This is a genomic window from Paenibacillus sp. ALE3 (assembly GCF_054113405.1).
Genome location: NZ_CM134214.1, coordinates 5,441,029 through 5,460,089, shown reverse-complemented (window position 1 = coordinate 5,460,089; position 19,061 = coordinate 5,441,029). Strand labels below are relative to the sequence as shown.

The 19,061-nt window shown below is 43.5% G+C and carries 18 protein-coding genes; 8 read left to right on the top strand and 10 right to left on the bottom strand.

What is annotated here, in order from left to right:
- Positions 1 to 211 precede the first annotated feature (211 nt).
- Positions 212 to 1,252: a CdaR family transcriptional regulator gene (locus ACXHJ2_RS24520; RefSeq protein ID WP_137079550.1), complete on the top strand. Its 1,041-nt coding sequence runs from the start codon at positions 212 to 214 to the stop codon at positions 1,250 to 1,252.
- Between the two features lie 25 nt (positions 1,253 to 1,277).
- Here ACXHJ2_RS24520 and ACXHJ2_RS24515 read toward each other — a convergent pair whose 3' ends face one another.
- Together ACXHJ2_RS24515 and ACXHJ2_RS24510 are read right to left on the bottom strand one after the other, a co-directional pair.
- On the bottom strand, positions 1,278 to 2,423 hold the full coding sequence (locus ACXHJ2_RS24515; RefSeq protein WP_165082158.1) for a glycerate kinase family protein: 1,146 nt from the start codon (positions 2,421 to 2,423) through the stop codon (positions 1,278 to 1,280).
- 21 nt (positions 2,424 to 2,444) lie between these two features.
- Entirely contained in the window at positions 2,445 to 3,740 is a 1,296-nt protein-coding gene (locus ACXHJ2_RS24510) for a GntP family permease (RefSeq protein WP_165082160.1), read from the bottom strand.
- Positions 3,741 to 3,954: 214 nt separating this feature from the next.
- Between ACXHJ2_RS24510 and ACXHJ2_RS24505 the strand changes: the two genes are divergently transcribed.
- Genes ACXHJ2_RS24505 through ACXHJ2_RS24495 form a run of 3 tightly spaced genes read left to right on the top strand, consistent with a single transcriptional unit; the run spans position 3,955 to position 7,590 of the window.
- The gene (locus ACXHJ2_RS24505; RefSeq protein WP_165082161.1) at positions 3,955 to 4,686 is read left to right on the top strand and encodes a GntR family transcriptional regulator; all 732 of its coding nucleotides are present in this window, start codon (positions 3,955 to 3,957) and stop codon (positions 4,684 to 4,686) included.
- Positions 4,679 to 6,217, top strand: coding sequence for a gluconokinase (gntK, locus tag ACXHJ2_RS24500; protein WP_165082163.1), 1,539 nt, complete (start codon positions 4,679 to 4,681; stop codon positions 6,215 to 6,217). Before ACXHJ2_RS24505 ends, gntK begins: the two co-directional genes overlap by 8 nt.
- Positions 6,218 to 6,243: 26 nt before the next feature.
- Positions 6,244 to 7,590: a GntP family permease gene (locus tag ACXHJ2_RS24495; RefSeq protein ID WP_165082165.1), complete on the top strand. Its 1,347-nt coding sequence runs from the start codon at positions 6,244 to 6,246 to the stop codon at positions 7,588 to 7,590.
- Between the two features lie 107 nt (positions 7,591 to 7,697).
- On the opposite strand, the gene ACXHJ2_RS24490 is transcribed toward ACXHJ2_RS24495, so the two are convergent.
- The 5 genes from ACXHJ2_RS24490 to ACXHJ2_RS24470 all read right to left on the bottom strand — a co-directional run bounded on the left by ACXHJ2_RS24490 (position 7,698) and on the right by ACXHJ2_RS24470 (position 12,086).
- The gene (locus tag ACXHJ2_RS24490) at positions 7,698 to 8,069 is read right to left on the bottom strand and encodes a DMT family transporter (RefSeq protein WP_165082278.1); all 372 of its coding nucleotides are present in this window, start codon (positions 8,067 to 8,069) and stop codon (positions 7,698 to 7,700) included.
- Positions 8,069 to 8,620 carry a TetR/AcrR family transcriptional regulator gene (locus ACXHJ2_RS24485; RefSeq protein ID WP_165082167.1) on the bottom strand — a complete coding sequence of 184 codons (552 nt, stop codon included), beginning with the start codon at positions 8,618 to 8,620 and terminating at the stop codon, positions 8,069 to 8,071. The genes ACXHJ2_RS24490 and ACXHJ2_RS24485 overlap by 1 nt, the downstream gene beginning before the upstream one ends.
- A 188-nt stretch (positions 8,621 to 8,808) precedes the next feature.
- Positions 8,809 to 9,765, bottom strand: coding sequence for an endo-1,4-beta-xylanase (locus ACXHJ2_RS24480; RefSeq protein ID WP_013373834.1), 957 nt, complete (start codon positions 9,763 to 9,765; stop codon positions 8,809 to 8,811).
- Between the two features lie 294 nt (positions 9,766 to 10,059).
- Entirely contained in the window at positions 10,060 to 10,998 is a 939-nt protein-coding gene (locus ACXHJ2_RS24475) for an alpha/beta hydrolase (RefSeq protein ID WP_016324913.1), read from the bottom strand.
- Positions 10,999 to 11,024: 26 nt separating this feature from the next.
- Positions 11,025 to 12,086, bottom strand: coding sequence for an LLM class flavin-dependent oxidoreductase (locus ACXHJ2_RS24470; protein ID WP_013373836.1), 1,062 nt, complete (start codon positions 12,084 to 12,086; stop codon positions 11,025 to 11,027).
- Between the two features lie 321 nt (positions 12,087 to 12,407).
- Between ACXHJ2_RS24470 and ACXHJ2_RS24465 the strand changes: the two genes are divergently transcribed.
- The gene (locus tag ACXHJ2_RS24465) at positions 12,408 to 12,989 is read left to right on the top strand and encodes a TetR/AcrR family transcriptional regulator (RefSeq protein ID WP_016324915.1); all 582 of its coding nucleotides are present in this window, start codon (positions 12,408 to 12,410) and stop codon (positions 12,987 to 12,989) included.
- Positions 12,990 to 13,135: 146 nt separating this feature from the next.
- Here the strand turns inward: ACXHJ2_RS24465 and ACXHJ2_RS24460 are convergent, their stop codons facing one another.
- Positions 13,136 to 13,546 carry a YjdF family protein gene (locus ACXHJ2_RS24460; protein ID WP_019689041.1) on the bottom strand — a complete coding sequence of 137 codons (411 nt, stop codon included), beginning with the start codon at positions 13,544 to 13,546 and terminating at the stop codon, positions 13,136 to 13,138.
- 283 nt (positions 13,547 to 13,829) lie between these two features.
- Between ACXHJ2_RS24460 and ACXHJ2_RS24455 the strand changes: the two genes are divergently transcribed.
- The gene (locus tag ACXHJ2_RS24455; RefSeq protein WP_165082169.1) at positions 13,830 to 15,275 is read left to right on the top strand and encodes a DEAD/DEAH box helicase; all 1,446 of its coding nucleotides are present in this window, start codon (positions 13,830 to 13,832) and stop codon (positions 15,273 to 15,275) included.
- A 63-nt stretch (positions 15,276 to 15,338) separates the two neighbouring features.
- Here ACXHJ2_RS24455 and ACXHJ2_RS24450 read toward each other — a convergent pair whose 3' ends face one another.
- The gene (locus ACXHJ2_RS24450; protein ID WP_238791070.1) at positions 15,339 to 16,418 is read right to left on the bottom strand and encodes an elongation factor G; all 1,080 of its coding nucleotides are present in this window, start codon (positions 16,416 to 16,418) and stop codon (positions 15,339 to 15,341) included.
- Positions 16,419 to 16,686: 268 nt separating this feature from the next.
- Between ACXHJ2_RS24450 and ACXHJ2_RS24445 the strand changes: the two genes are divergently transcribed.
- Together ACXHJ2_RS24445 and ACXHJ2_RS24440 are read left to right on the top strand one after the other, a co-directional pair.
- Positions 16,687 to 17,277: an RNA polymerase sigma factor gene (locus ACXHJ2_RS24445; RefSeq protein ID WP_165082171.1), complete on the top strand. Its 591-nt coding sequence runs from the start codon at positions 16,687 to 16,689 to the stop codon at positions 17,275 to 17,277.
- On the top strand, positions 17,238 to 18,302 hold the full coding sequence (locus tag ACXHJ2_RS24440) for a DUF4367 domain-containing protein (RefSeq protein ID WP_165082173.1): 1,065 nt from the start codon (positions 17,238 to 17,240) through the stop codon (positions 18,300 to 18,302). The genes ACXHJ2_RS24445 and ACXHJ2_RS24440 overlap by 40 nt, the downstream gene beginning before the upstream one ends.
- A 93-nt stretch (positions 18,303 to 18,395) precedes the next feature.
- Here the strand turns inward: ACXHJ2_RS24440 and ACXHJ2_RS24435 are convergent, their stop codons facing one another.
- Positions 18,396 to 18,971, bottom strand: a complete 576-nt coding sequence (locus tag ACXHJ2_RS24435) for a histidine phosphatase family protein (protein ID WP_165082175.1) — start codon at positions 18,969 to 18,971, stop codon at positions 18,396 to 18,398.
- Between the last annotated feature and the right edge of the window lie 90 nt (positions 18,972 to 19,061).

Sequence of the window (19,061 nt, the reverse complement as noted above, 5' to 3'; positions counted from 1 at the left end):
TAGCAATGAGAGAATACGACGCAAAAAACGGGCGCTCCTTGGAGCCCTGTTTTTTTGCATACAACTACTCTTGATATCTATGATAAAATAGGCTGACACGTTCAGCGCCCTGCTCTATTATATTGTTCAGATGCACAACAAATTGAAAACCCTTTCAAAAATGCGATATAGTAAAACACCTTACATCACTAGATAAAGGAGGAGTCCTGATTTGTTTCCGCTCTCCGAAAGACAAGCCCAAGACATCGTAGACAAAATGATGAAGGATATTCCATACAACATCAATATTATGAATGAACGAGGCATCATCATTGGCAGCGGCGAGAGTGAACGAATCGGAACCATTCACCAGGGGGCTGTTCAGGCGCTCGAAACCGGGAAAATGATTGAAGTGTGGCAGGACGGACATTACGAGAAAAAGGGAACCAATGAACCAATTGTCATTCATCATGAACTAGTCGGTGTCATTGGTATTTCAGGCAATCCTGACGAAGTGCGTCCTTTTTGCAATATTGTTAAAACTACGGTGTCTCTTCTGATTGAACAGCGCATTTCCTTGGAGCATTTGGCCCACGAGGCTAACCGTAAAAAATCCGTACTGGAAATGCTGTTAAATCATCAGGGAGCCTACACCCAAAAAATAAAAAAAGAAGCTGCTCAATATCACATTGATTTGCTTCTCAAAACTTCGGCTGTATATGTAAAGCATCTTCCTTCAGATCCTGCTCATTTGGCCGAGTTATCCAATATATTGATGCAGCACCCATCCTTTCGGATGGAGGAAGACAGTTATCTCATCCTGATACAAAATCAGGAACCAACCGCCAAACTGTTGGAACCACTTGTACGCAGCCATCCCGATGTGCTGCTTGCCATCAGCAGACAAGAACACAGCATTGCCAATGTTTATATGCAAGCCAAGTCCGCTATGAATGTTTTACTAGCACTGCGTCCGCCTGTGCAGATCGTTTCTTTTGTTGAAGTCGAATTTCTGGTCAAATTAAGCCAAACCAACCTGACCAACACGATTCATCTGGTTAGCAAGCTGGAAGATACCGTGGATTTGCTGGATACGCTGCGAAGCTTTATTAACCATAACGGCAGTGTCTCCTTCACCGCAGATGAATTAAACATTCACCGAAATACACTGCAATACCGCCTGAAGCGCATCCATACCTTAACTGGCAAAGATCCCCGGAATCTCCTTCAGCTTTTTGAGCTTACGCACGGCTTATTGGCGCTGTATCAATAAACTGCCGGATCACGCGAGAATCCGTTCATTTCTCATTGAATTGAAGTACTCTTGCGATATTCTCGCACGTACGCTCTACATTTTGCGGTCCTTCGGCCAGCAGCTTACCCAGCTCCGAGGCTCCCGGCACGATGCCAAACACTGCATCTATTCCTTCCTTGTACAGCGTGTCGATCCCTTCCCCGATATAACCTGCGACCGCAATGACCTTTTTGCCGGATTGTTTGGCTGCCTGAGCTACTCCGTACGGAGTTTTACCGAATTTGGTCTGAAAATCAATGCCGCCTTCCCCCGTCAATACGATATCGGCCGTGGCTAGCTTCTGCTTTAAGCCAGTGTATTCAATCACGATTTCAATGCCTTTTTGCAGCGTCGCCTGAGTAAAAATCAATAAGCCCGCACCCAAGCCACCTGCTGCACCTGCGCCCGGAAGATCGCGTACATCCTTGCCCAGCTGCTGCTTCACCATATCCGCATAATGGGCAAGATTGGCATCCAATTGCTGCACCATTTCTGGCGTTGCCCCTTTTTGCGGGCCGAATACACGGGATGCCCCATGCTCTCCGCAGAGCGGATTTGTCACATCACAGGCTACAATTAATTGCACCTGCTGCAAGCGGTCATCCAGTGATGAAATATCAATACTGGCCAGCTCCCCCAGACTGCCGCCGCCGCGTGGAAGAGGATTGCCTGCTGCATCCAGAAATCTAGCGCCCAGCGCTTCTGCCATACCTGTACCGCCATCATTCGTCGCACTTCCGCCAATGCCAATGATAATTTTTCGAATTCCCTGGTTCAGACACTCCCGAATTAACTCGCCTGTACCATAGGTTGTTGTCTTTAACGGGTTTTTGTTGTCCTTATTAACCAGATGGATTCCGCTGGCAGATGCCATCTCGATTGCCGCAGTGGTGCCGTCTCCCAGCAAGCCGTATGCCGCATTTACAGGTTCTCCAAGCGGTCCGGTCACCTCCATGTAACGAAGCTGTCCGCCTGTCGCATCCACCAGTGATTGTACCGTTCCTTCACCGCCGTCTGCCATCGGAACGTGGACATAATGGGCTGTCGGATAGACCTTGCGCAGCCCTTTCTCCATTGCGATGCACACTTCCTTTGCCGTCATGCTTTCTTTAAAAGAGTCCGGTGCCAGTACAAATGTTTTCTCTCTCATTTTGTCACCCCATCGTGAATATTAAAGTATAAACCCATATATGATTGTTGCTACAATCGCCATAGTTCCGCCCACAATAGCCTCATAAGGGATCAATACCATACGTTGTTTAATGCTCATTTTCATGCTGTCTGCCGTAACGTGAAAATAGTTGCCCTGTGGTAAGGAATCAATGACGGTAGCTCCTGTATGCACCATTACAGCGGCGGCTAACGGGGCAGTCCCCATGTTCAAAATGGCTTCCCCAAACGAGCCAGTCGCCAAAATAACGCCCGTCGAGGTCGATGCTGTGGCAGCCGCCATCAGAATCCCTGCAAGCGGTGCCAAAAATGTGCCAGAAACTCCCGAAGCTTCAATTAAGCCAACTACCTGAGCAGATAAATTGGAGGCAGAGATCAGACCCGCAATCCCGCCTGCACCGATCAAGATAAGCACGGTTGCCGTCATTTTATTCAAACCGGAAGCCGAATACTTCAGAATATTGCGCCCTTGTCCCATGGCCAGCATACCCACAATCCCGGCAATCGGCAGAATGTACATTGCGTCGACCTTGAAATTCGACAGTGCTTCGATGCCAGAGATGGAACCAATCGGGTTAATCATCAGCAAAATAACGGCTACCACCGGAGCTACAATCGCCCGTCCCAATGCCGGGTACTTCGACGTATCGACATCACTATCCATAATATCCTGTTCGGATACCTTCACGCCCTTGTTTTTTAACATAGACGCCACCAGAACAGTCATGATTAATCCGCATATCGCGGGCACCACACCCGCCAACATAACGTGGCTTAAATCCAGATTAAACCCGCGTGCTGCCGCAATCGTATTGGGATTTGGAGAGATAATATTTCCCGCCTTTCCGCCTCCAGACAAGGCCAGCAGGAGAGCCAGCTTGGAAATCCCCATTTTGTTCCCAACCGACAAAGCAATAGGTGCCACGATTAGCACTGCGACGGGAATAAATACGCCTACTGCTGTAATAATCATCGTCGCTAACGCTAGGGCAAGGATCGCTTTACTGCCGCCAAACTTCTTTACAATAGCCTGTGCAATTGTCTCCGCTGCCCCAGACTCCATCATCACGCCTGCTAATACACCGGCCGCGAGCACACGAATGACCGTCCCCATCACACTTTGCGTACCACTAATTAACACGCTGATCGTTTGCTCCAGATTGGCTCCGCCCAATAAAGCGCCTACAATAGCTCCCAAAAATAAGGCGTAAACCGGATTCAGCTTTCTCAATATCAAAATAATTGCAATAGCCAGCCCTGCCAGAGCTCCTATCCAACTGATCGTTAACCCTTCCATCTGTCTAACCCCCCGGGCAATTTTTGATTACGCTTTCATTATATCGATTGCAGAGTGTGAATTATATTGAAGAACAGACGAAATTGATTGTGCATTTGCACAAAAAAGTCCGAACTGGCTTACAAAAATAATCTAATGAATACGCTTGCAAATTTAAAATTTTAGATTATAATACTTGTATACAAGTATACTTGATTGATGAGAAGGTGAATTTATGGTTCAGTCCAGTGAATTCTTATATCCCTCCAAATGGCTTCTAAAAGCCTCTGCTGGTGATCGTGTAACATCCGAGCTTAGAATGCGCATCATTTCTGGTGCAATTGAAAGCGGTACCATATTATCTGAAAATAAATTGGCTGCTGATTTTGCTGTAAGTCGCTCACCTATTCGTGAAGCGTTAAAAATACTGGCTTCCGAAAATATCATCCGCTTAGAAAGAATGGGTGCCGTTGTTATGGGGCTATCAGAGAAAGAAATAGAAGAAATTTATGATGTTCGTCTACTTATAGAATCCTTCGTATTTGAACGTCTTATAAAGATGGACACTCATGATTTAGCAAAGGAACTTAGTAAAATACTCGAAATGATGAAAGTCGCGGTCAAATACAGTGATGCCGATGAATTTTCATATCAAGATGTCTTGTTCCATGAAACGATTATTCGTGCAGTTAATCATTCATACATCCTGATGATCTGGAATAATTTAAAGCCCGTGATGGAAAGCCTTATTCTGTTGTCGATGCGTATGCGTTTCAAAGAAAAGTATGAAGACTTTACGCGGATTGTAAAAAATCATGAGCTTTATATTGAAGCAATCCAGGCAAAAGATAGAGACCTTATGATTAAGTCTTTACATGTAAACTTTGATGATGTTCAAGGTAAAGTAGAAGACTTATGGATGTCCCAACAACTGCTGTCCAAAGGAGTCGTGCCACAAAATGACTAACTATATGTTAGGTATAGATATCGGAACCACCAGTACGAAAGCCGTTTTATTTAGTGAAAAGGGCGAAGTTATCCAACAAGAAAATATCGGGTACCCGCTTTATACACCAGATATAGCGACAGCTGAACAAAATCCCGAGGAGATTTTTCAGGCAGTCCTACAAGCGACTTCCAATATCATGAAACATCACTCACAAAAAAAGCTATCGTTTGTTTCATTTAGCAGTGCCATGCATAGTGTCATTGCAATGGATGAACACGACCGTCCACTTACACCTTGTATCACTTGGGCAGATAATCGCAGCGAAGCGTGGGCACATCATATAAAAGATGAGTTGAATGGCCAAGAAGTCTATAGACGAACAGGAACACCCATTCACCCCATGTCACCCTTAACTAAAATAGCTTGGATTGTGAATGATCTTCCTGAAATCGCTATCAAGGTTAAAAAATATATCGGGATTAAAGAATATATTTTCAAAAAGCTCTTTGATTTATATGTTGTTGATTATTCCCTGGCTTCAGCCATGGGCATGATGAATCTCGAAAAGCTGGATTGGGATGAAGAGGCCTTAAAAATTGCGGGGATAACCCGTTCCCAACTATCTGAGCTCGTACCCACAACCAAAATATTTACCGACTGTAATTCAGTTTTAGCAAAAGAGATGGGGATCGATCCACAAACACCCTTTGTCATTGGGGCCAGCGATGGAGTCCTTTCTAATCTTGGTGTAAACGCGATACAAAAAGGCGAAGTTGCCGTCACCATTGGGACAAGCGGCGCCATACGAACCATTATAGACAAGCCGCAAACGGACGAAAAAGGAAGAATATTTTGTTATGCCTTAACCGAAAAACACTGGGTCATTGGCGGACCGGTAAACAATGGCGGAATGGTTCTTCGCTGGATTCGTGACGAGCTTGCCTCATCTGAAGTAGAAACAGCGAAACGACTAGGCATTGATCCATATGATGTGTTGACTAAAATTGCTGAACGCGTAAGGCCAGGATCTGATGGATTGTTATTCCACCCCTACCTCGCTGGTGAACGTGCACCCTTATGGAATCCAGACGTACGTGGTTCATTCTTCGGTTTAACGATGTCACATAAAAAGGAACATATGATTCGCGCAGCCTTAGAAGGAGTCATTTACAATTTATACACCGTATTTTTGGCCTTAACCGAATGCATGGACGGGCCCGTAACCCGAATCCAAGCTACAGGAGGCTTCGCAAGGTCAGATGTTTGGCGGCAAATGATGTCTGATATATTCGCATCTGAAGTCGTCGTTCCGGAAAGCTACGAAAGTTCTTGTCTAGGAGCTTGTATTTTAGGCTTGTACGCCACCGGAAAAATCCAATCATTTGAAGTCGTCTCTGAAATGATTGGCAGTACCAACAAACATGCACCCAAAGAAGAAGCAACCAAGGAATATAGGAAGTTGCTGCCGATTTTCATTAACCTATCCAGAGTACTGGAAGACGATTATACACGGATTGCAAATTATCAAAGAAGCTTAATTAAACACTAAAAGGATAAATACAGGGGGTAATTACAATGCCATTAGTCGTTGTAGCGATTGGAATTTTAGCATTACTTGTTTTAATCATGGGCTTCAAATTAAACACCTTTATTTCCCTAATCATTGTATCGTTCGGCGTGGCCTTAGCACTTGGAATGCCCTTAGAGGAAATTGTCAAAACCATTGAAGCCGGATTAGGCGGAACACTGGGCCACTTAGCGTTAATCTTTGGACTTGGGGCGATGTTAGGGAAGTTAATCGCTGATTCTGGGGGGGCCCAAAGAATTGCCATGACCCTCGTTGACAAATTTGGTAAAAAAAATATTCAATGGGCGGTCGTAGCCGCTTCATTCATTATCGGAATTGCTTTATTTTTTGAAGTAGGATTAGTATTGTTAATTCCAATCGTATTTGCCATTTCAAAAGAATTAAAGGTTTCTATCTTATATCTCGGTATTCCGATGGTCGCTGCTTTATCCGTCACACACGGTTTCTTACCTCCACATCCAGGACCAACCGTGATTGCTGGTGAATATGGCGCGAACCTTGGTGAGGTTTTACTTTATGGCTTCATTATTGCTATCCCAACCGTTATTTTGGCTGGTCCTGTATTTACGAAGCTTGCCAAAAAACTCGTACCTGCTTCATTTACGAAAACCGGTAATATTGCTTCTTTAGGTGAACAGAAAGTATTTAAGTCTGAGGAAACTCCTGGATTCGGAATCAGTGTATTTACTGCAATGCTTCCTGTCATTTTAATGTCGATTGCTACGATTATTACTTTGCTTCAAAAAACAATGGGATTTGAGGATAATAGTTTACTGGCAGCGATCCGTTTTATTGGTGATGCATCAACATCCATGTTGATTTCCTTACTGGTTGCCGTCTACACCATGGGAATCGCAAGAAAAATTCCAATCAAAGATGTAATGGCATCTTGTACAACTGCTATTACTCATATTGGGATGATGCTCTTGATCATTGGGGGAGGCGGAGCCTTCAAACAAGTACTCATTAATGGCGGCGTAGGTGACTATGTAGCCGATTTATTCAATGGAACTACATTATCACCCATCCTGCTAGCCTGGATCATCGCTGCAATCTTACGTATTTCCCTGGGTTCTGCAACTGTAGCAGCTTTAACAACCGCTGGTTTAGTAATTCCGATGTTAGGACAATCCGACGTTAATCTTGCTTTAGTCGTGCTTGCCACAGGAGCGGGTAGCTTAATAGCCTCACATGTTAACGATGCCGGGTTCTGGATGTTTAAAGAGTATTTTGGTTTAAGCATGAAAGAAACCTTTGCCACATGGACATTGCTTGAGACCATTATTTCTGTATCCGGATTAGGATTCATCTTAGTACTAAGTTTATTCGTATAAACCATGATTTCCGGGCGGTAGATCCCCCACTTATCTTTCTTAGAATCTCTAAGTCGATAAGTGAGGATCTACCACCTCTTTACAAACTGGAGTGATATTATATTTTTTCATTTTTGGACGATTGAACTGGTTGCTTCTGTTGTTCCTTTGGCCTCATCATGTCCTGCACCAAATAGGTTCAATACCACCACGCCAATAACAATTAAAGCAATCCCTACGATACTCCCTGTATTGATTTTCTCCTTCCAAATCAATACTGAAATCACCGTTGTAGCAACAGCCCCCACCCCTGACCAGATGGCATAGGTCATATTAAGAGGAAGTGTCTTGAGGGTTAGTGAAATAAAGAAGAAAGAGATTACAAACGCGACAATCGTGAATAGAGTGGGATACAGTCTCGTAAAACCTTCTGAAGCTTTAAGCATTGAAGTACCAATAAGCTCACTAGCAATAGAGATTGCCAAGAAAAAATAAGCCATCATTCATTCTCCTTTATATATGTCTTTAATTCTTCTATAATTTTTTGCTTCAATTCTTCATTGGGAAGAGCGAGTCCGAACATTTCGGCAAACCACAAACCGTCTATAGCTAATCGGACAATCGTAGAACGAACCGGATTTAATTCGTCGTTTTCGATTTTATTTTGGATATTCGCATACTCATCCTGAAGCAGCTTGAGCATTTGAGGGTTCGTAAATTGTGCTGCCGAGAGAGCGGTATACAGGTCACTTGCATCCTGATCCCCGGAAAATGACGTATTCATATAAGCGCGAGTCCATCTACCTTGGGAATGTGTATCGTTTTCTGCCCTTTCATTAAATTCGGTGATAAAGCTGGTCGATAGCTGTTCAACCATTCCCAGAATCAATTCATCTTTATTCGGAAAATGGTAAAGCAACCCTCCCTTACTTATTCCCGCTTTCTTAGCCACCGCTTCTAATGTTAATTTTTCTACTCCTTCTTCTTGTACAATTATAGAAGCCGCTTTAAGGATTAATTCTCTTTTTAATGTTTTTTTAGTTGTATTCATTCTGATCACCACCCATTTTACTATACCGTCCAGACGGTTTTATTTCAAGTAAAAGATACGTTTAAGCTAAATAAAAAGAAGCCTTGGGCGTGTAACATTTCAGCCAAGACTTCTTCAAATAAACAACTACCCAGCCCGGATATTTAGCAAAAGTCCGCATCTGTTGGGTTTTAAGTGCCACCTATAGCTTATCTCTTCAGATACTGTCTCAACCATTGGAGCGCAGGACGTTCCGTGCCGTTAGAGTTCAGCAGATGTGTACCATCTTTCCAAGTTTGTCCTTGGATATACCCCCAAAGCGTAACTCCCTTCACTGAGGGGTTTTGCCAAAGGACTGGAAACTTCTCTTTGTATCTGGCAAGTTGAGTATTATCATCCCCAGTTATATCCAGTTCCGACACATAGATCGGTAACCCGGTCGCCGACAGCTTATTTAGTACAGTATTCATCGTGTTGACTGAGACGTTGTCCATACTGAAATGGTGGCATTGAATGCCAATACCGTCAATCAGGCCTCTACTCTTGAGCTGATTAATAATATTGACATATTGGTCGGCTAAAGAAGGGTCGTTGATAATACCATAATCATTTATATGCAGTTTGGCATTCGGGAAAGCTTGTCTAGCCTGTTGAAACGACCATATGACCCAATCCCATCCGGTCGACCCGTCACCACCAATGGCATTGCGGTAGGACGGCTTCTGATGCAACGGCTCATTCACCACATCTACAAACGCCGCATTCGGATAGCGCTGACCTGCTGCTTTAATCCACTGAGTCACTTCCGCTTTCTGATCAGCAGCCGACAGTCCTTTAACCCATCCTGGCTCCTGGGCACCCCATACCAACGTATGGAACTTGAACGGGAAACCATTGCTACGGGCATAATTGTAGGCGGTATCCGCCTGCGACCAGTTCATGTTGTTACGACTGCCTTCAACCGATTCCCACTTAGTCGAGTTCTCCGGCGTCACTTGATTCCAGTATGTCCCGTAACTAGGAGGGACACTGCCCGCAATGATATTCCCCAGAAATTTACTTCCATTTGCCAGGCCAGCATCAGCCTGGTTGACCAGAACAGATGATAACAACACACCCGCCAACGCCAAACTGCTCACCAGCTTGCCCACTTTAGTTCTTAACATAAAATCTCCTCCTCACACGTATAATTTGATAATACTCTTCCTCAATAATTTAAGCGCTTACATTTCCAATTATAAGAATGTATAGTTGTTTTCTGCTACATGTGAAAGTATAGATTTTACCCGAAAAATCTTACATCATTGCAGAACAGCCACAACACGAATCCCAAACAACTCTGAAACGATAACAAAAGGCTGCTGCGAAAAGTGATATACTCCCTTCACAGTAGTAGGTTTTATTATTCAACCTGTCTATCTTCTTGGGAGCATATCACCTGAAGACCGCTCCTTAATTATTTAAGGATTAAGCGCTCTTGCAATCGCGTCTACATAACTTTGGCTGGCGCGTTGACTTACTTCTGCTTGAGGAACCATCCCTTCAAAATTGTGGAATGTGCCGGGATACAGATGAAATTCGACGTCAACGCCCGCTTGGGCAAGGCGTGCCACATATTCGATCGTCTCATCTCGGAATAGATCGAGCTGCCCTACGCACGTGTAGGTCGGCGGCAGACCAGCCAAGCTTTCTGCTCTCGACGGCACCGCATATGGGGAAACCTCGCTATCTTCGGTACGATTACCCAAGTACATGTTCCAGGCCGTCAAGTTGTTCTTCCGGCTCCATGGTGCATTATCGGCCGTAATTTCATGACTTGATGCCGTAACATTGCGGTCGTCGATCATCGGATATAGCGGCATTTGGAAGATAAGGGCTGGTCCGCCTTTGTCACGAGCCATTAAAGCAAGTGCTGCGGTTAGACCGCCACCCCCGCTTGCACCAGCAATTGCGACCCGGTCCAAGTCGATGCCCAGCAGCTCAGCTTCATCGGTCATCCACGTCAAAGCGGCATAACAGTCATCGATGGCAGCTGGGTAGGGGTGCTCGGGAGCAAGTCGATAATCGACCGATACGACGACGCAATTAGCCGCCTGCACGAAGCGTTCGCACAAAGCATCGTCCATATCAGGATGCCCCATTACATAGCCTCCCCCGTGAATCCACAGCATGGCCGGAAGCTTAACATCAGTTCGCTGGGCAGGTTCGTAGATTTTGACTAATATCTCGCCTGCAACGCTCGGAATCATCCGGCTTGTCGTGCGTACGTGTTCCGACTGCTCAATAGGCGGACTCGACAAATAACTTCTGCTCAGTTCTAAATTCTCCTCCAGTTGGAAACCGGGGAATTGTGCAATTACTGACCTTAGTTCTGGTAATAAACGATTTTCAAAATCCATGCGAATCACTCCTATGTTAGGTTATTTTATAGTCTTTTTTCCGTCTCCGCTTCCCACTTGGCTATTTCCTTCCGCACTCGGGGTGCTACCTCTGTTCCAAGTAGCTCAATGGCTCTCATCACCTCGGCATGCGGCATCGTGCTTAACGGAACATACAGCATAAAGCGTGTAACACCTACATGCTTGCGAAGATGAATGATCTTCTGGGCAACCGTCTCGGGATCGCCAACATACAGCGCACCTTCAAAGCTGCGCGCGGCATCGTAGCTGGAACGATCATAATGCGCCCAGCCTCGCTCCCTACCCAATCTATTCATACCTGCCATCGTAGAAGGGAAATATGTATCTGCCGCTTGCTCATTATTCTCTCCGACAAATCCTATCGAGTGCGACCCAACCCTAAGCTGCGATTCATCATGACCAGCGTGCGCTGCTGCTTTCTTATAAAGCTGGACAAGCGGTGCAAAATTTATCGGGTTTCCTCCAATGATCGCCAGCATCAAGGGCAGTCCTAACAGACCTGCACGAATAGCAGAATCCTGCCTTCCCCCGCTGCCTACCCATATTGGTAAAGGGTTCTGAACTGGCCGTGGATACACGCCCAAATTGTTAATGGCTGGCCGATGACCGCCCTTCCAGATTACCTTTTCGGACTCCCGTATTTTAAGGAGAAGTTCCAAATGTTGTTCAAACAGCTCATCATAGTCATCCAAGTCATAGCCGAACAGAGGAAAAGACTCAATAAAAGAACCCCGACCCGCCATAATCTCGGCACGTCCATTTGAAATACCATCCAGCGTAGCAAAGTCTTGAAAAACGCGCACCGGATCAGCTGAAGAAAGCACCGTCACTGCACTGGTTAGCCGAATCCGTTGTGTCTGCGCTGCAGCCGCGGACAGCACCATTGCTGGTGAAGATGCCGAATAATCCTTTCGATGATGCTCACCTACACCAAACACATCAAGTCCCACTTGATCAGCAAGGATAATTTCCTCGACAACTTCACGCAACCGCTGTGCGTGACTTATCACTTCGCCTGTCTGAACATCAGGCTTTGTCTCTACAAACGAGGTAATACCTATCTCCATGGTCTATCTCTCCCGTTCTAATAGCTTTCTTTGTGTGCCAATTGAATAACAATAAAATATCATACCAACCGGTATGTTATTTTCCCCAGTTAATATAACTCACAAAAAAGAATACTGTCAACAATCATAGTAAATCCACTTTGATTATTCTTTCATATTCACCTCCTCTTTTCGGGAAAGACCAACCTTCATTTGACAATTTTAAGGACTAATTATAAGATAATAACGTACCAATTGGTAATCAAATGAATGTCACTGAACATTATAATCAGATACATGGAGCCATTAAGAATAAAATCATGAGTAACGAGAGGTATTGTTATGGGACGAATCCGCGAATTTGACGAAGAGAAAGTTTTAGATGCAGCTATGCAAATATTTTGGGAAAAGGGATATGAAGCCACCTCATTAAGTGATTTAACTTCCAGAATGGAAATTCAACGCCCCAGTATATATTCCACTTTTGGGGGCAAAAAAGAATTGTTCGAAGCCGCGCTACGCAAATACACGATGTCCCGTGCTTCTCTGATCCGAACCAAACTTCAAAGCATTCCATCTGTAAAAGAAGCATTTCGTACTTTTTTTGAGGGTGTGGTTGAAGAGGAGTATGCGGAAAATCCTAGAAAAGGATGCTTTTGCATTAATACAATGGTTGAACTTGCGCCCCATGATGAGAAGTTTGAAATTCTTACAAGGGAGCATCAAATGTACCTAGCAGTCATTTTTCAAGAAACCATTGAACGAGGGATACAATCAGGTGAGCTTGAGATCGGACTAGATGCAAAGGCTGTATCACAGGCATTAGTTGTATCGTTAATTGGTCTGACCGTCATGATAAAGTCTCGTCCAGAGCGATCATTTATTGATAATACAATAGAAGTAACACTGACACTGCTTAAGTAATTTGGAGTCATTCATTTTAGCGGATACCAATCTCTATACGACAGTTTAAAGGGCACCCAGTCGGGTGCCCTTTGTGTGTAACACATGTTTTCACATATGCCGAGATAAAACATGCGTTACAATTGCGGATAAGGATGGAGGTTTTATTAATGTCCGCGATGTTTTTCCTTCGCTTTTTTCTCCTTTAATTCCCTTATCCGTGCCTTCATAGATTCCCTTTGCTGTTTAGAGTAGGTACGTTTCTCCAACTTGCGCTTCTCATACTCTAACTTTAAAGCCTCTTGTGCGTTGGAAGAGACTCCCTTCCGCCTTAATTCATACGCTGCCTGCCTTGCTAGCCGCTTCGGATTGACCTTCTTCGTTTCGGACCACTTTATAGCCACCTCTTGTGAAAGCCGACTAACAAGTTCCCACATTTCCTCACGGATAAAATGGAGAATTTCTTCGTCTTTAGGCTCTGTCCCAAAAATGTACCTGGCTGCCTTCAATTTCCCTTGGTCCTGCTCCTCCACGACTCCAACCCAATACTGTCCATCATGATAAATCGTAAGCTTCATTTGAATCCCCCTCATTTTAAATCGAAACGATGGACATCCCGAGGGGGAAGGTTACTGACATGGCACTCTTCAATTATAGAGTCGTCCATGCGCCTGGACTACCAACCAGACTGTGTTTTTTCGTCTCAGAAAAAGTATAGTTGCCTTACTGGAAAACAGCAAGTTAATCGCTGATATGTATTAGAGTGTAGCTGGAATAGAGTATACTGGTTGAGTATAAGTTCGATACACGATGACATGATATATGTAATGGTACTTAAATACAGTGCAGAAGAGGTTGAGAATGAGTCAGAAGCATTTTGCAGATTACCCATTAAGTGAAGAAATTGTGAGGGCTCTGAATAGCCTGGGCTATGAGACGCCAACAGAAATCCAAACGGAGGTTATTCCCGTTGCGCTTGAGAAGAAGGATCTTGTGGCCAAATCGCAAACAGGCAGCGGCAAAACAGCAGCATATGGTATTCCACTGTGTGAGCTAGTAGATTGGAATGAGAATAAACCCCAAGCTTTAATCCTGACACCAACCCGTGAACTCGCATTACAGGTTACTGAAGACATCACGAATATTGGACGCTTTAAGCGGATAAAAGCAACGCCTCTTTATGGGAAACATCCTTTTCATATACAAAAGGCCGAGCTAAAACAAAGGACACATGTGGCTGTAGGTACGCCCGGACGTGTACTAGACCATATTGAACGAGGCACGCTATCCTTAAATCGAATTGCCTATCTCGTGATTGATGAAGCTGACGAGATGCTGAATATGGGCTTCATTGAGCAGGTTCAGTCGATTATTCAGGCACTGCCTAATGACCGGGTTACGATGTTGTTTTCCGCTACTTTTCCCGAAGATGTAGCCAAACTGTCACGTAAATATATGAACGATCCTGTGGAAATTGAGATTAAGGCGACAGGTGTAACCACAGCCACGATTGATCACTCTCTTATTCAGGTGCGGGAGGCGGACAAGCTGGCTCTGCTACAGGATCTGCTCATTGTTGAGAACCCTGACAGCTGCATCATTTTCTGTCGTACGCAGGAGCATGTAGATACACTATTCAGAGCATTGGCTGACCTCGAATATCCATGTGATCGCATCCATGGCGGCATGGAGCAAGATGAGCGATTTGAGGTAATGAACGCATTCAGAAGGGGACAATTCCGTTACTTGATCGCAACTGATGTAGCCGCCAGAGGGATTGATATCACGAATATCACCCATGTCATCAACTACGATATTCCCCTTGAAAAAGAAAGCTATGTTCATCGTACAGGACGTACAGGACGAGCTGGCAAAACGGGGAAAGCCATTACTCTAATCACTCCTAAAGATAGCAAGCGATTAGCTGATATCGAAGCATATATTGGATTTGCAATTCCGCAAATAAAGGCTCCCTCAGAAGAGGCTGTTGATCTTCACAGAGAAGATTTTGAGCGGAAACTACATGTAAAAACTGTACTCAAAAACGACAAGCGCGAGCAATTAAACCAACAAATTATGAAGCTCAATTTTAATGGCGGTAAGAAGAAAAAACTTAGAGCTGTCGACTTTGTGGGCACCATCGCTAAGCTGGATGGGGTAACGGCAGATGATATCGGGATCATTACGATTCTGGATAATGTGACAGATGTTGAGATTCTGAATGGCAAGGGCCCACTGGTGCTTGAGATTATGAAGAATACTACCGTAAAGGGCAAGCTTTTAAAGGTACGCAAAGGTCATAAGTAGAAGGTACGCTGTATAAAAAAGAGTGAGGCAATCCCGTTCAGTACGGCCGATGGCTTTCGTAAGCTATACAGGCGGGATGGCCGAGTTCATCTCTTGCTCCTCTAATTCATCTTTCCATTTATCGATATTATTAATCACTTTGAATTTCTCTTTTAACTGAGTAACATCTTCAACTGGCACATAGCTGTCCAATTCCATATGGAAGTCCAAAACATCCTGTTTGTGATCATACATCTCTTCTAGAACACCTATGATTGTGGAAAGTCTAGATTTAAAAGACAGCTTACAATCATCTTCGTCTTTGAGTATATATAGATTTTCTACCTCTCTAAAAAAGGAGTTCCCTTCGAAATATAGCTTGTTACAGGTCATATGGACCTGCATCAATGGTTCGCATATTTGCCAATCTGCCTCAAGCATAGCGGTTTTGAGCGATACATGTGCTCCATTAATGTAATAATAATCTCGATAAAAACACATTGAACAAGAGGCCTTCATTATTTTAATTTTTGAATCTACAGCAGGATACCCTAATACAAATCCTTCAGCTAATAATCTCCTGGAGAAGTAATTCAACGATTTTACAAATAATTGGTATCCAAGCTCCTTACCTTCCTCATCGTCTTTATGACAGCAATAATGAATAATATCTTCTTTCACTTGTTTATTTTCATATTGATATCCCATTCCAGCCTCTAAATGATCAATATGAATTTCAACTCCAGCAAATAAGTCATTTAAACTTGTTATTCTGGAATGATTGCCTTTTAAATTTATATTCAAGTCAGCAGTACATTCTCTATAGAGTATACAGGTGTCTTTGATATCCAGTTTAATGTCTTGTCTTTTCATAAAATCAGCGATTTTCTTTAGATGCAAATAATCCGTTCCTATAAAAACTATTTTCTTATATTCAATAGTCCCAGCATCAGATTGATTAAAATGAACAGCAATACAAACGTCCTCATCGTATGCTTTCAATGTCTCAATACTTTCAATAATCCTACTTCGTAGCGCAGCTTGTCGAGGAAATGGCATGGTTAATCCAATATATTTTGATTCTAAGTTAGGTAGCAGCTTCATTTGATCATGAAGGTAAAGCATCACATTATCAAAATTATATTTCTTAGCATTTTCATTCATTAGAAACTGTGTCCTCTCCTATTTATTTACGAGATGGGCCTACTATTACTGGAATATCTTAATTTCATTTTACCATCCCCTCACTTCCACAATATACCTTTAACTCTATAAAACTAACCACGTGGGTGATAATTGTTCTGCTTTATCGTATTCTCTTAGAGAGTTGATAGAACACTTAAAAAATTTTTAGACAAAGTGTCCCTTTCGGTCATCTTCGTTTGTTATACAGATATAATTTTCTTTTTGATCAGAGGGGGTGCCTACATCTTTGAATGAGGAAATCGAATACAGAATCAAACAAGTTCAAGCTGGCGAGATCCAGGATTACGCCTACATTGTAAAGGAGTATCAGCGTCAGATTTTTGTGTACTGCTGGAGGCTATTAGGAAGTGAGCAGGAGGCGGAAGAGGCTGTGCAGGATATTTTCGTCAATGCTTTTGAGAAAATTAGCAGGTACAAGCCGACAGTGGGCTTCTCCTCCTGGCTGTATAAAATGGCCTATCATCACTGCCTGAACCTGATTCGCAGGAAGAATCTACAGCGCAAATTTAAACTTAGCCTGTTCACCTCAACTAACATGGCTTCAGACAGTGCAGCACAGGTTATGGAACGTCAGCTTTTCAGTGAACCACTGAGCCGAGCGTTGGACCAACTGAGCGCGGAGGAGCGTAACCTGCTGGTGCTGCGCATTTTTGAAGAGAGAACGTTTGGAGAAATCGGGGAAATCATGAACAAAAGCGAGGAGGCTATCAAGAAAAAATACGGCAGAACAAAAATAAAGCTCAAAAAAATAATGGAGCCCCTAAAGGAGGATCACAAATGCGTGAGTTACAAAACAGAACTCAAAAACAAAGCCTGAAATACACCGATCTGCAAGACAGGGGATTCAAAAATATGGACAAGCTAACCGAGCCAGAGAATGCCTTAAAAATCCAGGCTTTTGACGTCTCTGACAAAGTGATGGAACAGGTCTACCAAAAGGCGACGCTCAAAAAGGGGAATATAGGAAAAATCCATTTCCAGCCTCGCATCACCGTCCCCATCATGATTTTGCTTTTTGTTGTAGGTGCCTCTGTGACCGGATACGCAGCTTCACAATATCTTGAATTCCGCAACAGTAAGGGCGACGTTGTATTAAATACCGCCAAAACACCTGCCGAAACGGACGCCTCCAAAACGTATTCCTCCACCTACACACGGTGGAACGAAGAGGTGAAGAACCGTTTGCAACCAGGAGAGTATGCCGCTTATTACGTCAAAGACGATTCTATGAATCAAAACAACCTATCTAATCTGGCCCTGTTTGCGTACAAACCGGCAGAACTTTCAAGTTTCAACAGCTTACAAGATGAAATCAAGCGTACTGAGGCTCCATTATTCAGCAACCTCACTCATCTACCGGATGGCTATCAGTTTGAATTCGGATACGTCTATCCAATCGCTGCATATCCTGGGATGATGGATAAAAAGGAATATCGAGCTTTAACCGATAAACTGATGCAACAGGCCAAAGCTGCACCGAAGGGTGAAAATCTGTTTATTCAAAAGCTGAGATGGAACAAATCAGACTCCTCCTTTGCCCGGTATGCGAGAGGAAACGACTATGTAAACATTACCGTCACCAAATACACTCCTGAAGTCACAAAGACAACCATCATGCAAAATGAACAGGATTCGGCTGAGCAATTGACAATCAAAGGAACCAAGGTCTATTACATCAGGGCAAGTGAAGCAAGCAGGCCCTTGGAAGCAGGAAAAAACCGACTGGGATGGCTCGATGAAAAAAGACATTTACACTACAACATATCCGATAACCAGGACAGCCCGCTGACCAAAGATGATTTGGTTAAAATAGCTGAGGATTTGCTTAATGCTTCATCGTAATAGATGTTACAGAAAGGTTTTGAAGAGAGACTATCCTGTACTAAGGACGGTCTCTCTTTGAGCAACGTTTTCGTACCTATTTCTCTCGTAACATTACGGCGTATACCACAATCTTTTAACTTCTATTAACTCCTGACCGTTGAACTTCATTCTGTATACATCTGGTTTGGATGTGTGTAGTAGAAATTTCAAGTCGTACTGCTTGTCATAATACCCCATCATTAAAGCCATTACAGCCCCATGAGTGCCTAATGCAACTTTCTGTCCTCGATAGGTTTTTAACAATTCTTTTAGAACTGCTATACTTCGGTTCTGACAAACCGTATTAGACTCTCCTCCCTGTAAAGCAAAGTTTGGATCAGAAAATGACTTATCTAACAAAGGAAATAATTCCGCATCGGGCATTCGGTGGTCTTCATTCAAAAAGATCCTTTCTTTAAGATCTTCGAATACCAAAACTTCTTGTCCTGAACGCCGAGCCAGCTCTTGAATGGTCAGAATTGCTCGTTGATATGGACTTGAAACGAAAACCTCGATCCCCTCTCCCTTCAATAATTCAGTTATTCGATAAGCATCTGATTTACCTTTATCCGTTAAACCTCTTGTTCTTTCATTTCCTTCCGTCTTTGGTGACTCGCCATGTCTCACCATGTAAATGAAAGTTTCCAAAATAGCCTCCTTAAAGGATATCATTTTGTTCTCGTAATTCCTGAAACCTCCCATTAATTATAATTCTAGAGCAAATCTTTCGGTATGACC